16 protein-coding genes, 2 tRNA genes, 2 other RNA genes and 1 pseudogene are annotated in these 14898 nt (G+C 28.9%); 5 read left to right on the top strand and 16 right to left on the bottom strand.

All coding sequences use genetic code 4. The features are described 5' to 3' along the window. Positions 1-5: 5 nt before the first annotated feature. Positions 6-896: an alpha/beta hydrolase gene (locus NPA07_RS00845; protein ID WP_256553232.1), complete on the bottom strand. Its 891-nt coding sequence runs from the start codon at positions 894-896 to the stop codon at positions 6-8. A 66-nt stretch (positions 897-962) separates the two neighbouring features. Further along, the gene (locus tag NPA07_RS00840) at positions 963-2363 is read right to left on the bottom strand and encodes a DUF2179 domain-containing protein (RefSeq protein ID WP_126118642.1); all 1401 of its coding nucleotides are present in this window, start codon (positions 2361-2363) and stop codon (positions 963-965) included. A 430-nt stretch (positions 2364-2793) separates the two neighbouring features. Here NPA07_RS00840 and gyrB point away from each other — a divergent pair, with 430 nt between their 5' ends. Continuing rightward, positions 2794-4716, top strand: coding sequence for a DNA topoisomerase (ATP-hydrolyzing) subunit B (gene gyrB / locus NPA07_RS00835; protein ID WP_126118079.1), 1923 nt, complete (start codon positions 2794-2796; stop codon positions 4714-4716). Between the two features lie 95 nt (positions 4717-4811). On the opposite strand, the gene NPA07_RS00830 is transcribed toward gyrB, so the two are convergent. After that, positions 4812-4885, bottom strand: a tRNA-Gly gene (locus NPA07_RS00830). A gap of 140 nt (positions 4886-5025) precedes the next feature. Then, an RNA gene (ffs, locus tag NPA07_RS00825) (signal recognition particle sRNA small type) lies at positions 5026-5120 on the bottom strand. A 162-nt stretch (positions 5121-5282) separates the two neighbouring features. On the opposite strand from ffs (NPA07_RS00825), the gene NPA07_RS00820 reads away from it, so the two are divergent. Genes NPA07_RS00820 through NPA07_RS00810 form a run of 3 tightly spaced genes read left to right on the top strand, consistent with a single transcriptional unit; the run spans position 5283 to position 6185 of the window. Continuing rightward, positions 5283-5540, top strand: a complete 258-nt coding sequence (locus NPA07_RS00820; protein WP_256553231.1) for a LacI family DNA-binding transcriptional regulator — start codon at positions 5283-5285, stop codon at positions 5538-5540. Next, positions 5518-5937, top strand: a complete 420-nt coding sequence (locus NPA07_RS00815; RefSeq protein ID WP_256553230.1) for a hypothetical protein — start codon at positions 5518-5520, stop codon at positions 5935-5937. Before NPA07_RS00820 ends, NPA07_RS00815 begins: the two co-directional genes overlap by 23 nt. Beyond that, positions 5937-6185: a hypothetical protein gene (locus NPA07_RS00810; RefSeq protein WP_256553229.1), complete on the top strand. Its 249-nt coding sequence runs from the start codon at positions 5937-5939 to the stop codon at positions 6183-6185. The genes NPA07_RS00815 and NPA07_RS00810 overlap by 1 nt, the downstream gene beginning before the upstream one ends. Positions 6186-6242: 57 nt before the next feature. On the opposite strand, the pseudogene smpB (NPA07_RS05685) reads toward NPA07_RS00810, so the two are convergent. The 4 genes and pseudogenes from smpB (NPA07_RS05685) to ffs (NPA07_RS00790) form a co-directional block, all read right to left on the bottom strand. Continuing rightward, positions 6243-6717, bottom strand: a pseudogene (gene smpB, locus NPA07_RS05685) (SsrA-binding protein). 45 nt (positions 6718-6762) lie between these two features. Further along, positions 6763-7077 carry a thioredoxin family protein gene (locus NPA07_RS00800; protein WP_126118082.1) on the bottom strand — a complete coding sequence of 105 codons (315 nt, stop codon included), beginning with the start codon at positions 7075-7077 and terminating at the stop codon, positions 6763-6765. Positions 7078-7503: 426 nt separating this feature from the next. After that, positions 7504-7573, bottom strand: a tRNA-Gly gene (locus NPA07_RS00795). Positions 7574-7718: 145 nt separating this feature from the next. Further along, positions 7719-7813: signal recognition particle sRNA small type (gene ffs / locus NPA07_RS00790), an RNA gene on the bottom strand. 164 nt (positions 7814-7977) lie between these two features. Here ffs (NPA07_RS00790) and NPA07_RS00785 point away from each other — a divergent pair. Then, complete coding sequence (locus tag NPA07_RS00785) at positions 7978-8934, top strand: LacI family DNA-binding transcriptional regulator (RefSeq protein WP_126118080.1); 957 nt, start codon at positions 7978-7980, stop codon at positions 8932-8934. A 35-nt stretch (positions 8935-8969) separates the two neighbouring features. Here the strand turns inward: NPA07_RS00785 and smpB (NPA07_RS00780) are convergent, their stop codons facing one another. The 8 genes from smpB (NPA07_RS00780) to NPA07_RS00745 form a co-directional block, all read right to left on the bottom strand. Beyond that, complete coding sequence (smpB, locus tag NPA07_RS00780; protein WP_126118081.1) at positions 8970-9413, bottom strand: SsrA-binding protein; 444 nt, start codon at positions 9411-9413, stop codon at positions 8970-8972. 45 nt (positions 9414-9458) lie between these two features. Then, positions 9459-9773: a thioredoxin family protein gene (locus tag NPA07_RS00775; RefSeq protein WP_126118082.1), complete on the bottom strand. Its 315-nt coding sequence runs from the start codon at positions 9771-9773 to the stop codon at positions 9459-9461. Positions 9774-9960: 187 nt separating this feature from the next. Further along, positions 9961-11613, bottom strand: a complete 1653-nt coding sequence (locus NPA07_RS00770) for a ribonuclease J (protein WP_126118083.1) — start codon at positions 11611-11613, stop codon at positions 9961-9963. 84 nt (positions 11614-11697) lie between these two features. After that, positions 11698-12408 carry a 16S rRNA (cytidine(1402)-2'-O)-methyltransferase gene (gene rsmI, locus NPA07_RS00765; protein ID WP_126118084.1) on the bottom strand — a complete coding sequence of 237 codons (711 nt, stop codon included), beginning with the start codon at positions 12406-12408 and terminating at the stop codon, positions 11698-11700. Beyond that, positions 12401-13315, bottom strand: a complete 915-nt coding sequence (locus NPA07_RS00760) for a DNA polymerase III subunit delta' (RefSeq protein ID WP_256553228.1) — start codon at positions 13313-13315, stop codon at positions 12401-12403. Before NPA07_RS00760 ends, rsmI begins: the two co-directional genes overlap by 8 nt. After that, the gene (gene tmk, locus NPA07_RS00755) at positions 13315-13971 is read right to left on the bottom strand and encodes a dTMP kinase (protein WP_126118085.1); all 657 of its coding nucleotides are present in this window, start codon (positions 13969-13971) and stop codon (positions 13315-13317) included. The genes NPA07_RS00760 and tmk overlap by 1 nt, the downstream gene beginning before the upstream one ends. Positions 13972-13991: 20 nt before the next feature. Next, positions 13992-14582, bottom strand: coding sequence for a toprim domain-containing protein (locus tag NPA07_RS00750; RefSeq protein WP_126118086.1), 591 nt, complete (start codon positions 14580-14582; stop codon positions 13992-13994). Between the two features lie 2 nt (positions 14583-14584). After that, positions 14585-14881 carry a YbaB/EbfC family nucleoid-associated protein gene (locus NPA07_RS00745; RefSeq protein ID WP_126118087.1) on the bottom strand — a complete coding sequence of 99 codons (297 nt, stop codon included), beginning with the start codon at positions 14879-14881 and terminating at the stop codon, positions 14585-14587. Positions 14882-14898: the final 17 nt, after the last annotated feature.

The following is a 14898-nucleotide window of genomic DNA, read 5'->3' as shown; positions in this document are numbered from 1 at the left end:
AATTATTAACCAACGTTTTCTTCAAGTTCAAGAAGAATTTCCTCTTCCTTAGTTTTCTCATCATCAAATTCCAAAAATTTATTCATTTTAATATCCATAAATTTTTGTCAAAAATGTCTTTTTTTACATGGCTCTAAACTATTAAAATACTTAGCTATTCTTCGTGGTTCGTCCTTAATTGGCGAATGACCCATACCCATAATCAAAAATGGAACCTCAAGACTTATTGCATAATCATTAAAATATTTAGTACCAATTATCTTATCTTTCTCGCCAACTAAAAAAATCATCTTATCGCAATTTTCCTTGTACTGTTGGTCTAATTTAATCATGTAATCAGCATTTAAAACATACTTATCAAGCAGATTGAATCATGATCCTTTACGTGTAAATGATTCAATAAGCTTTTCAGTTTTCTTAAATTTGGCTGCCATTTTTGAGAAAAGTTTACCAATGAATGAACTTCATTTACTTTGTGGATCAATAACTGATTGAAGCACTGAATATGAAGAAGACTCTTTCATATATGGATTAATAGTTGACATCATAATTATTTTCTTAACTTTTGGATCGTCTGCTAGTGTACTTGCAACACCACCTGACATTGAGTGAGCAACCACAATTACATTTTTAGTTTTAATACGTGTCAAGATTTCTTTGGTTATTTCAATTCATCACTCAAGTGTAATTTCCTCAGGTTTAACTTCTTTGAAAAACTTACTACCAGGAAAATTAACTGCTACTATATTATAGTTGTGTTGATATTCAAGAAGTGGTTGCATATATTTTCAATTAGAATTTAGTCCATGAAGAAACAAAAAAGTAACATCGCTTTTATTATCTTCAACATAAAGAGGAACTTTATCACCGTTGTATTCTATATAGTTTAATTTCATAGTATTAATTATTATATTAAATTAAACACTAACAAGTTTAATAAAAAAACAGCATATGCTGTAATTTTAAAATTTGGCTTCTGGCAAGTAGATTTTGCCATCAACACTGGCCACATTACTAATTGTAATAAGTGAATTTTGATCAACTGATCTAACTTTTTTAATAAGCCGAGGAACTTGATTATAAAGTGTGATTGATGAAAGAACTTTTGTATTGTTTCCTGAATAACCACCAACACCTTTGGTAATAGTAAAACTATTAACTGTTTTTCTATCTGTGATGATTGCTTCTCTAATTGCACTCATATGAGGTGAGTAGATTTTAACTTGAACAATTTTATAACGTGGAAATAGTTTATTAAGATAGATGACAAAAATAACGTTACATACAAAAGTAGAAATAAAGTTAGGAGAGAAATAAAGAGGAGGTTTTCAAGCCAATGATTTAAGTGAATTATAAGCAATTTCAATAGATGGGTCACTCTTAATTAATTTTTCATATAGAACTATGTTTTCATTTTCAAATTTAGCTAAATCTTGGAGTAATAGACTTCCAGGTAAATAAGTACCTATTATAACTGAAACAATAATGATAACTAGGTTTATATAACCATTGATTGTTCCAAAGTTCTTTTGTTTAACAACAGCCATATATTCGCCGATAATTCCTGTAACACCTGCACTACCACCCATTATAGCAATAATAGCGAAGAAGAAAGCAAGCATTCATCCATAAGCAATTGAAAAGATTACTTGTGCAACTATGTTGCCACCATCTTTTCATTGAAGTGGTATTAGTGACCAAAGTTGCCCTTTGCTAGCTCAATATTTTTTTTGAATTGCCTCTCTTAATTCATTTGGAATATCTTCATGAGAAAAGTTACCAATAATATAAGCATTACTTATTCCTGGAATTTGACCAAGAGCAAATGATACAAGACTGCTTACAACAAGAAATTCTAAAGTAAGTATTGTAAAGACCTTACCAACTTTTTTTCATCCAAAAATAAAAATTGGAATACTTAAAACTAAATAAAGAATTCAGAAGAGAGCATGGTCTATAACATTATAGATTGCAGGTGTAACATTAGGGTTTCCTCTTAATAGAACATTAGTAAGTCTTGAAATAGCTTGACCAAAGGCAGCTAAACCAAAGTTATAAATCCCTGGATTTTTAACAAAGAAAATACCAATAACACCAAAAAAAACTGCTAGTGCTGCGGTAATTAAACCTAGTTTTCAAAGGGGCATAGGTGCATAAAAGCGAGATAACTTCAATACAAAGTTTGACATTTTTGTGTATTTATATTGAGTATTTTTTTTATTAACAACATCATCTAAATGGATTGAGTTTATTTCATGGTGTTCTTCGACATGTTTGTTTTCAATTTGAGTGTTATTTAAAAGTACATCTCTTTCATAAGCATTAACTTCATTAAGAATTTCTTTATCTTTTTCTGCCTGCATTTGTTCAGCATTTGGACCGAGATCCTGATTTAATGAAGCGGATTCTTTTTCTTCATTCTCGTGATTTTTTTTCATATAACTCCTTTCTTTTTGATTAATTGAATTTAATAAAAATTTTAAAAAAGCGCGAAAGCACTTGTATTATTTTACTCCAAAATTCACTATTTTATAATGCCTAAATTTTTGGTTCAAAAATGTATTATGTTTTTTTAAATCAAAAACCAAAATTAATTATTTTATTATTATTTAGTTTTTTTACTAAAAACCCTATTTTATGTCTGTTTTAGTAAAATAAATAATAAGTTAATTAAATAAAAACTTATTAAATTTTTTGCAAAAAATAAGTGTTAATTTTGTGAAAAATTTCATATTATTTTCATATTTTTAGAGTATAATCTTAATATTAAGAATATAGAGAATTGGAGGCAATATGTCAAAAGAATATGATGCATCGAATATAAGAGTTTTAGAAGGTTTGGAAGCTGTTAGGGTTAGACCAGGAATGTACATTGGAACAACAGGAATTAGAGGTCTTCATCATCTTATTTGAGAAATAGTTGACAACTCTGTTGACGAAGCAATGGCAGGTTTTGCTAATAAGGTTGAAATTACCATAACAAAAGATGGTTACATTGATGTTACTGATAATGGTCGTGGTATACCAACAGCAATTCACCCTAAAACAGGACTTTCAACTGTTGAAACAGTTTTAACAGTTCTCCATGCGGGTGGTAAATTTGACTCTGATTCATATAAAGTTTCTGGTGGACTTCATGGAGTTGGTGCTTCAGTTGTTAATGCATTAAGTACTGACTTTGAAGTCTGAGTTAAACGTGATGGTAAATTGCATTATGCGCACTTTAATAATGGTGGAAAAACAGTACAAGGTCTTACTGTAATTGAAGAGGGTAATATTCAAGATACAGGAACAAGAATTAAATTTCACCCAGACTTTAGCATAATGGACAAAAATGAGTGAGATAAAGGCGTTATTGTTGACCACGCAAAACAAATTGCTTATCTTAATAAAGGCTTAAGAATTATTGTTAATGATGAACGAGATAATAGTCGTGAAGAATATTACTTTGAAGGTGGTATTGTTGACTATGTTAAAGAACTTAACTCTGGACAAAAATTAATTCACCCTGATGTAATTTATGCTGAAGGTGAATATTCATTTCAAGATTCTCCATTAGTTCAGGTTGAAGTTGCAGTTCAATATAATGAAAGAATTACTGGAAATGTTGTTTCCTATGCAAACAATATTATTACAGTTGAAGGTGGAACACATGAAAGCGGTTTTTACGATTCACTAGTTCGTCTTGTAAATAACTATGGAACTGAATGTGGACTAATTAAAAACGAAGACGATAAAGTAACCCGTGAAGACGTTCGTGAGGGTATTGTTGCAATTATTTCAGTTAAGCATACTGATCCAATTTTTGAAGGTCAAACCAAAGGAAAATTAGGTAATAAAGACGCAAGAATGGCTGTTAATAAAGTGTTTAGCGATGCTTTTGCTCGTTTCTTAAATGAACATCCAACAGAAGCAAAAATGATTGTTCAAAAGACAATTTTTGCTAAAAAATCTCGTCTTACTGGTTTGGCAGCAAGAGATGCCGCAAGAAGAAAAACTGTATTTGATACCGGCTCACTTCCTGGAAAGCTTGCTGATTGTTCTTCAAAGAATGCTGAAATTAGTGAACTTTATATTGTCGAAGGTAATTCTGCTGGTGGTAGTGCCAAAATGGGACGTAATAGAATAACACAAGCCATTTTACCTTTACGTGGTAAGGTAATTAATGCAGAAAAGAATCAACCTAAAAAAGTTTTTGCTAATGCCGAAATTCTATCTCTAATTACTGCACTTGGTACAGGTGTTGGAGAAGAATTCAACATTAATAAGCTTAGATACCACAAAATTATTATTATGACCGATGCCGATGTCGATGGTGCTCACATTAGAACATTATTACTAACATTCTTCTATCGTTACTTTAGACCACTTATTGAATATGGCTTTATTTATATTGCTCAACCGCCTTTATATAAAATTGCTCAAAATAAATTTGTAGGATATGCCTATAATGATGCTCAAAAAGAAGAAATTATGCAAGGCTTAAATCCAAACATTAAAGTAACTGTTCAACGTTACAAAGGGCTTGGTGAAATGGATCCTGAACAACTTTGAGAAACAACAATGGATCCGGTTAATAGAAAAATGCTTCAAGTTCAAATTGAGGATGCAGCAAGAGCTGATTGAGCTTTTACAACACTTATGGGTGATGAAGTATTACCACGTCGTGAATTCATTGAACAAAATGCCAAATATGTAAAAAACATTGATGTCTAATACAAGCCAAAAAATACCACTGTGAAAGGTGGTATTTTTTAAAAAACAAGAATAAAAAACCTGCATAATGCAGATTAGTGCTTTTAAGGAGCATATGGAGCGAACGAGGGGAATCGAACCCCCATTATCAGCATGGCAAGCTGGCATTTTACCATTAAATTACATTCGCATTTTTGCATTAATTATTTTAACACATTTTTAAAATGTAAAGAATTTTTATTTTTATAAAATTTCAAAAAGCATGAGTCTGCAAAATAATTAATTAGGCTTTTTGATTTGGTAATTTGCTTTGATTTTTTAAGTATCAAAGCAAATAAAAGTCAATAGACACAACACTACTCGATATGGTCGCTTCATCTCTGACCTGACCAGGTTACAAGGTTATTGTTCTACTGACTTTTCAATTATATCAAAAAACTTTTTATACAAAGGAACGAGATAAAATTTGGGTTCACATTTTTGACTTTTTACGCTATTAAATAACCAGATAAGTAGAATAAGAGTGTCGCTAAAATAAATTTTATTGTGGAAATTTCCACATTTTATTTTTTATATATAATTAGTGTATGAAGAATTTCTCATACAAAAATATTGCAAAAGAAGCAGGGGTTTCAATTAGTACAGTAAGCCGTTACTATCGTGGTGGTTATGTAAGTAAAGAAACAAAGAAAATTATCGCAAATATAATTAAGGAGAACGATTATTATCCTAATCATGGAGCTAGAACCATTCGTGGTCGCGACTCATCTATCTTCATTATTGTGCCTGAGTGATATGAAAATTCATATACTCAAATAATGAATGGAATTGAACAAGGAGCCTAAATCAAAAGGTAAGAAAGTTGTTATTACACACTCTTCAACTAACCCAGATGAATATATTGAAACAATTAAATACGTTTCATCATGAAAACCAATGTCAATTGTTTTCTTCTTACCAGAAGATCATCAAAATGTTATAACTAATTTCATTAAAAATACAATTTTTGAATCTAATATTTTAATTTATGGCAAGGAAGTTGAGGGTTTAAACTGAATCAAAATTGATGAAGAAAACTCATTCCACCACTTAACAACAAGATTTATTAGTTACATTGATAAAGGTGAAAAGATTGTTTTTGTTGAAGATGTTAAACTCACAGAAGAACAAAAAAACAAAGAAGAATCGGTTTTGAACTTTCATGTAAAAGAAGTAATGTTGAATATGAAATTTATCCACTAATGAATAAAAACAACAAGGAAGTTCAAACATTACTAAATTATTTAAGAAACAATAATTTAGTAAACGTTGTTTGTTCTACACATGAAGTTTTCATTAGCCTAATTTCATCAGGTGATAGAAACCTAAGACTAACAGATATTGGCTGAGTTTCAATTTATGATTACCAACACAAATATAAAGCCAAAATATTTATTGACTATCCAGCGGTTGGACTAGAAATTGAAAAATTCTTTTCAACAGTGAAATAGACAACACTATTGAAAGCAAAGTATTTAAACCTAAAATTCTTTTCGATAACTAGAAAATTAAATGATGCAACGAAGGGATGCATCATTTTTAATATATATTTTTAAAACTTTCTTTATATATCGTTCATTGTCTCTTCGTTTTATTTCTTCGCGTTTGTCGACTTTATTTAAGCCAATAACTAGAGTTTATTTCAACCTTAATACAAGAGCGATTATCAAAATAAATCTTACTTGGAATAATTGTTGCACGACCTAAACTTATGTAATTTAGATTGAAGTCTAATAATTTGACTCTTATGCATTAATAATTTGCGATCTCTGGTCTCATCACATTTAAGCAACATATATTGTTTAAATTGAGCATTGCACAAAAAATCTCGCCTTTTCTAAAAAAGCAATATGAATTAAGTAAATTAACTGTGCTGGCACGGGCACTTTTTACTTCTCAACCTAATAGAGAAATTCCTGCTTCATATTTATCAATTACTTTGTAATTGTGTATACCCCGCTTGTTATCGCTAATTATTTTCATGGTTTCAATTATAAAATAAAAAATAGGCATTGCCTATTTAATTATTTATTTGTATTCCATAACTTTTGCTTTAAGTTGCTCATAAGGAATATAACCAGTAACTTTTTCCATTACTTTTGAATTCTTAATAATAAATCAAGTTGGCATTGAACTTACACCCATTTCATGTGTGAATTGAGTATTTTGATCAACATCTATTCGATAAACAGGAATTCCATCCATTTTGTTTAGTTCTTCAAGTGATGTTTTAAACATTTTACATGGTGGACATCATAGTGCATGAAAAACTAATAAATATAAACCTTTTTCCTTGCCTTCAATGTTTTCCTTGTATTCTGTTTGGTTAATTTCTTTTAACATAAAATCTCCTTAATTTATTTTCTTTCTAATCTAATATTAGCACATTTTATTTAATTGCAAAAATAAAAAATTAATTTTTTGGCTTTTTTGAGCAAAAATGCACTTTTTGGTTTTTTCTTCAATTTTTATCCCGACTTTCGGAGTTAAAAATTAAAAAATGAACAATTTGCCTATAAAATAGGCATATTGGTAAAATTTTGGCAATAATTTTAATAACACTTTTACAATTTTAAGGTTAAAATGTGCCGATAAATTAAATAATACCACAAAATAGTTAAATGTAATTAATTCTTTTCTGTCAATAATAAGGGAAAAAGTGTAATTAAATGCATATAACACGTTTTTGAGAAAAGCTTAAAAAATGCCTAAAAATTAATGTTTTTTGTGCTTTTTGCCAAAAATTGAGCCTTTTAGTGTGTCTAACTCCGAAACTCGGGAGGAATCGAACCCCCATTATCAGCATGGCAAGCTGGCATTTTACCATTAAATTACATTCGCATTTTTGCATTAATTATTTTAACACATTTTTTAAAATGTAAAGAATTTTTTATTTTTTATAAAATTTCAAAAAGCATGAGTCTGCAAAATAATTAATTAGGCTTTTTGATTTGGTAATTTGCTTTGATTTTTTAAGTATCAAAGCAAATAAAAGTCAATAGACACAACACTACTCGATATGGCTGCTTCATCTCTGACCTGACCAGGTTACAAGGTTATTGTTCTACTGACTTTTCAATTATATCAAAAAACTTTTTTATACAAAGGAACGAGATAAAATTTGGGTTCACATTTTTGACTTTTTACGCTATTAAATAACCAGATAAGTAGAATAAGAGTGTCGCTAAAATAAATTTTATTGTGGAAATTTCCACATTTTATTTTTTTATATATAATTAGTGTATGAAGAATTTCTCATACAAAAATATTGCAAAAGAAGCAGGGGTTTCAATTAGTACAGTAAGCCGTTACTATCGTGGTGGTTATGTAAGTAAAGAAACAAAGAAAATTATCGCAAATATAATTAAGGAGAACGATTATTATCCTAATCATGGAGCTAGAACCATTCGTGGTCGCGACTCATCTATCTTCATTATTGTGCCTGAGTGATATGAAAATTCATATACTCAAATAATGAATGGAATTGAACAAGGAGCTAAATCAAAAGGTAAGAAAGTTGTTATTACACACTCTTCAACTAACCCAGATGAATATATTGAAACAATTAAATACGTTTCATCATGAAAACCAATGTCAATTGTTTTCTTCTTACCAGAAGATCATCAAAATGTTATAACTAATTTCATTAAAAATACAATTTTTGAATCTAATATTTTAATTTATGGCAAGGAAGTTGAGGGTTTAAACTGAATCAAAATTGATGAAGAAAACTCATTCCACCACTTAACAACAAGATTTATTAGTTACATTGATAAAGGTGAAAAGATTGTTTTTGTTGAAGATGTTAAACTCACAGAAGAACAAAAAAAACAAAGAAGAATCGGTTTTGAACTTTCATGTAAAAGAAGTAATGTTGAATATGAAATTTATCCACTAATGAATAAAAACAACAAGGAAGTTCAAACATTACTAAATTATTTAAGAAACAATAATTTAGTAAACGTTGTTTGTTCTACACATGAAGTTTTCATTAGCCTAATTTCATCAGGTGATAGAAACCTAAGACTAACAGATATTGGCTGAGTTTCAATTTATGATTACCAACACAAATATAAAGCCAAAATATTTATTGACTATCCAGCGGTTGGACTAGAAATTGAAAAAATTCTTTTCAACAGTGAAATAGACAACACTATTGAAAGCAAAGTATTTAAACCTAAAATTCTTTTCGATAACTAGAAAATTAAATGATGCAACGAAGGGATGCATCATTTTTAATATATATTTTTTAAAACTTTCTTTATATATCGTTCATTGTCTCTTCGTTTTATTTCTTCGCGTTTGTCAGCTTTATTTAAGCCAATAACTAGAGCTATTTCAACCTTAATACAAGAGCGATTATCAAAATAAATCTTACTTGGAATAATTGTTGCACGACCTAGCTTATGTAATTTAGATTGAAGTCTAATAATTTGACTCTTATGCATTAATAATTTGCGATCTCTGGTCTCATCACATTTAAGCAACATATATTGTTTAAATTGAGCATTGCACAAAAAAATCTCGCCTTTTCTAAAAAAGCAATATGAATTAAGTAAATTAACTGTGCTGGCACGGGCACTTTTTACTTCTCAACCTAATAGAGAAATTCCTGCTTCATATTTATCAATTACTTTGTAATTGTGTATACCCCGCTTGTTATCGCTAATTATTTTCATGGTTTCAATTATAAAATAAAAAATAGGCATTGCCTATTTAATTATTTATTTGTATTCCATAACTTTTGCTTTAAGTTGCTCATAAGGAATATAACCAGTAACTTTTTCCATTACTTTTGAATTCTTAATAATAAATCAAGTTGGCATTGAACTTACACCCATTTCATGTGTGAATTGAGTATTTTGATCAACATCTATTCGATAAACAGGAATTCCATCCATTTTGTTTAGTTCTTCAAGTGATGTTTTAAACATTTTACATGGTGGACATCATAGTGCATGAAAAACTAATAAATATAAACCTTTTTCCTTGCCTTCAATGTTTTCCTTGTATTCTGTTTGGTTAATTTCTTTTAACATAAAATCTCCTTAATTTATTTTCTTTCTAATCTAATATTAGCACATTTTATTTAATTGCAAAAATAAAAAAATTAATTTTTTGGCTTTTTTTTGAGCAAAAATGCACTTTTTGGTTTTTTCTTCAATTTTTATTAACTCGGTGTTTTTAAAAAATTAAACAAAAATCATAGCTAAATAACTATGATTTTTAGATTTGAGACAATGTTACAATAACCATCGGTTCTTTTTCAAAAGTTTTATATATTTTCTTTCTAATAGCATGTCTTGCTTCATTTTGAAAATCTTTAATACCATTAAAATTATTTGTTTCAATTAATTTTACAAGTGTGCTTTTAATAATGTCACTTGCTTCATTTTTTTCTTCTTTATCAATTACACCGACATAATTTATTTGTAATTTTCCACTTAAGAGTTTTGTTTTTGGATTATATTGAGATGAAACTAGAATTACACCCTCACGACCTAGAACTTCACGCTCATTTATAACCTCAGTACTAATATCACCAACACCAAAGCCATCAATGATAGTGTCACCTATTTCTTTAATTTTGCCTTTGACTGTTGCCATTTTGCCATCAATAAAGTGAACTATTTTACCATTTTGTAATATTAGACATTGATTTTGTTTAAGTTCTGTATTTTTAGCAATTGAAAGTGAAGCTTCATTTAAATAACGATAAAGACCTTGAACTGGAATAACATATGAAGGATTAAGTGCATTAACAAGGTCAATTAAGTCCTGCTTAGCTGGACGACATCTGTAAAATTCGTTAGCACTAACATCACTAATTTTTGGTGTTATTCTTGCAATATCATCAAGAGCTAGTGCTTCCAGACTCTCAAGACCATTAATTGGGGGAGCAATCATAACTACTGAGTCACTTTTTTGTAATTTTAAGAAGACATCATTATTGTCTGTAATTCTTAAAAATCTTGAATAAAGTCTTTCAGTAGCACCAGTTACTAAAATAACAGCATTTTTAACTTTGTTTGCACTACGATAATCAATAAGATCAGGTAACTTAAGTTCTGGATGCGCTTTCTTAATTAAGTAAAATATTTGACCATATGTTTTACCATAAGTTACTACTGGACGCTTTGTTTCTCTGGCTAGATCAAGTATTTTGTGAATAGCAACCATTTCTTCATCATAAGCACCTACAATGATTCTTTCGTTGTCTTTTGCTTCAAAAAATACATCACGAATACCATCAGGTAAATTAATTTTATCAATAGCCTTGCCTTCGTAGTTTGATTTACCAGCATCAACAACAAGTGCTAGAACTTTACGTTTTGTAAATTTTTGCTTCAATTCATTGAAGTTCAACTTACCATAAATTCCTAAGTCGCCTTCAATAAAGTTAAACATAAATAGAACATCTCCATCAGGTGTAATAAAGTCAAAACCAATGTGGCCTGGCATTGAGCCAGCTAAATCAATTGGTTTAACAAAAAGTTTATCACCAAAGGGCATTGTTTTATTTATAACCATAACTTTGTAGTTCTTTGGACCGATCTTATACTTAGATAGACGATCGAGAATCATTATTTTGTTAAAAAGTGATGTATATATATTTAAATTAGGTATTTTCATTAATAATCATGGAAGTGCACTAAATGATTCGTTTTTAACATCTGAGATAAAAATGCCTTTTATTCTATCCTTGTTTTTTTCAAGATAATCAAAAGATGGGATTAGTGTATCAACACCATTGTTTGAGTTGATTGGAATCTTTGTTCCAACATTAATAATGTAAATATCATTATTAAATTCAAAAACATAACAGTTTTTACCGTTTTCATCAAGCCCGCCGAGAGCAAAAATATTAATATGATTCATATTATCTCCTTTTTTGTATATGAGTCTAGAAATCATTAAAAGAAAAAATAAACAATTAAGTTAGTTTTATTATATATTAATTGTTTATTTTAAATATGCATATTTGTTTATTTTTTCTTTTTTATGTTCTTTTAACTTAATAACTAATGTTATTTCGCCTTTAAATGGATTTGATTTATTTCTTTCTAACAATTCACTGGCCGTTGCATAAATGAATTCTTCATGTAATTTAGTAATTTCCCTAGCCATAAAAATCTGTGCCTGATCAGATCAAACATTATGAATATCAATTAAAAAGTTTTCTAACTTATGTGGAGCCACATAAAAAACATAAGAATGTTCAGCACTAAAAGACTTAACTTGTTCAAGTCTTTGGCCACTTTTTTCCTTTGGAAATGCCATAAAAACAAAAGTGTTAGATAAGCCACTAAGTGCAAAAGCACTAATAGCAGCATTGACACCAGGAACTATTTCAACATCAATTTTATTCAATCTTGCTTGCTTAATCAATTCGAATCCTGGATCACTTACAAGTGGCATACCAGCATCACTAATTAGAGCTATATTTAAGTTATCTTTTTTTATTAAGTTTATTAAACCGTTCGCACTTGCCTTCTCATTAATTTTGTTATATGAAATTAAGCGTTTATTTATTTCATAATGATTTAATAATTTACTACTTGTGCGAGTATCCTCACAGGCAATAATATCAACATTTTTAAGAGTTTCAAGTGCTCTTAATGTTATATCTTTTAAATTGCCAATAGGTGTTCCAACAATATAAATTTTAGGCATATGACTCCAATAATCTAATTAACATTTTTTCAGCTTGTAAGAAAAAGTTTGCATTCGAATTTTGAGTCTTTAAAAAGTCGTCAATGACTATAAAACAGTTGAATAAGTCAAATTTTGTGTTCTTTAATTTACTCAATAATTTAGAATATTTTTTTTGACAAAAACTATCTGCTGTTCAAAGTCAAGAAAAAATAAAACGCAAGGTCATTGATAAAAATACGAAGTCATCTTTAAGATCTTTTTTAGTAAATTTTGATAAGAAAATATATAAGTAGTGAGGATTTTTCATACTCATTTCAACAGCTTCAAGGAGCTCACTAATTAACCTAAATGACTCGCTATTTGTATATTTTTTTACCTGGCTTAAATCTGTAAAAATATGACTATAAAATCATGTTTCATCTTCACTGTATTCTATTGATAGTTCACTTGCCAACTCTTGAGTTGAAGGGGCACTTATATTTATTGTAATTGAGCGCGATTTAATAGTTTCTAAAACCTTTGAAATGTTGTTTGTTGTTAAAATAAAAATAACATTTTCGCTTGGTTCTTCTATGATTTTAAGTAATGAATTTAGTGCTGCTTTTGATGCATTTTCAACATTTTTAAAGATAGTTATCTTTTTTTGCCCTTCAATAAATGAAGATAAACTTGTTTCTTCAAAGCCAGCAACAATTTTTTCTTTTTTAAGATTGTTTTCATTGCCATTATCTTCAAAAATTTGCACATTTGGAAGCATTGTTTCTAGATTTAATGTTTCTAATTTTGAATTACATATCTTATTGACCATATATAAAATCGAATCATCAATATTTAAACCGTAGGGTGCTTTTAATAAGTAACAGTGACTAAGTTTATTATTTATTAGTGAGTTTTCTAATATTGTAATAACATTTTTTGAAACCATTATTTAAACTCCTTAATTCAAGCCTTAAATTTTGAGTGCTTAATTAATTTGTTTAAAGTCTCATCTAAAACTTCTTCAATACTTTTTGATGCATTAACTACAATAAAGCGTTCTTTTTCACTCTTAATTAATTGATGATACCCGTCGTAAACACTCTGGTGAAAATGTTCGGTTTCGCTATCGAGTCTATCACTAATAATACGAATTTGTTCTCGTCGAATTCTACTTTCAACAGGTTTTATTTCGAAAAAAATTGTTATGTCGGGCATTGTTTTATCAATTATTAGATTTGTTAGGTCTCTTACAAAGTCAAAACCTAAATTTCTGGCATATCCTTGATATGCATAGAAACTATCAACATAGCGATCGCAAAGAACAAGTTTGTTTTCTTTTAGTGCCGGTCAAATAACTCTCTCAAGATGAATTCTTCTACTAGTAGTATACAAAAGTGCTTCCGCCACAGGCGAAAGATTAGATTCCTTATCTAAAATTAGCGATCTTATTTTTTCAGCCTCAATTATGTCTTTACCACCAGGTTCTCTTGTTAAAACATAATTGAGTGCTAATTTAGGATATTTTTTTATTAATTCATTAATTAGGCGGTTAATAATTGTTGTTTTTCCACTGCCATCCGGCCCTTCAAATGTTATAAACATAATTAACCTCCTAATAATTTTTATTTGTTTCTATTTTCAATAGATTGTTTGATTGTAAAAGTATCAAGGTATTCAAGATTAGAACCCATAGGCATACCAATTGCAGCTCTACTAACCTTTACCTTAAATTGACTACTAATTAATTTTAAAAGATGACTCGTGGTCATTTCACCTTCCAACGAGGGACTTAAAACTATGATTACCTCTTCGAATTTTTTTCTTTGAATATAATTCATTAACTCAGTGTAATCATAGTTTTTAATTTCCTTATTTCCCTTTAAACTAAGTAAATAAGGCAAAATATAGTAGTACCCACTATAGAAATCCATGTCATCAATTTTGCGAAGTGTTGCAACATTTTCGACAATCATTAAAAAGTTATATCTACTTTTATCATCACAAACTAAACACTTATTGTTCTCTTTTATAAAGTTACATATTGAACAATATGTGATGTTATTTTTTAAATCGTAAATATTTTTAACTAAATTATCAATGTATTCTTGATCTTGATTTAGAAAAAAGTTTGACATTTTGTCTGCTTGTTTTTTACTAATACCAGGAATAGTATTTAAGACTTGATTTAATTTTTCGATTGTTTCAATTTTCATAACTAAAAGCCAAGTCCACCTAAGCCAGGTATTGCAGGCATTAGTTTTTCTTGTTCTTCATCAATTGTGTCAAATAATTCATTAATAACTAATGACAATAAATCCTCTAATGTTTCTGCATCTTCAGGGTCTAATAAAATTGAGTCATTAATTTTAACTGAAACAATTTTTTTGCTTCCTTTAGCAATAACTTTAATGCCGTGCTTTTCTAATTCAAAAGACTCTTCCATAAACTTTTCGGTTTTCTCTTGAACTTCTTGTTGTAATTTTTGCATTTTTCTTAACATTGCTTGATCCATAATTTTCTCCTTGATTA

Origin of the sequence: Mycoplasmopsis caviae, assembly GCF_024498215.1 — a bacterium.
Taxonomy (GTDB): Bacteria; Bacillota_I; Bacilli_A; order Mycoplasmatales; family Metamycoplasmataceae; genus Mycoplasmopsis; species Mycoplasmopsis caviae.
The sequence above is the reverse complement of the archived record's forward strand: the minus strand, read 5'-3'. Positions and strand labels throughout refer to the sequence as shown.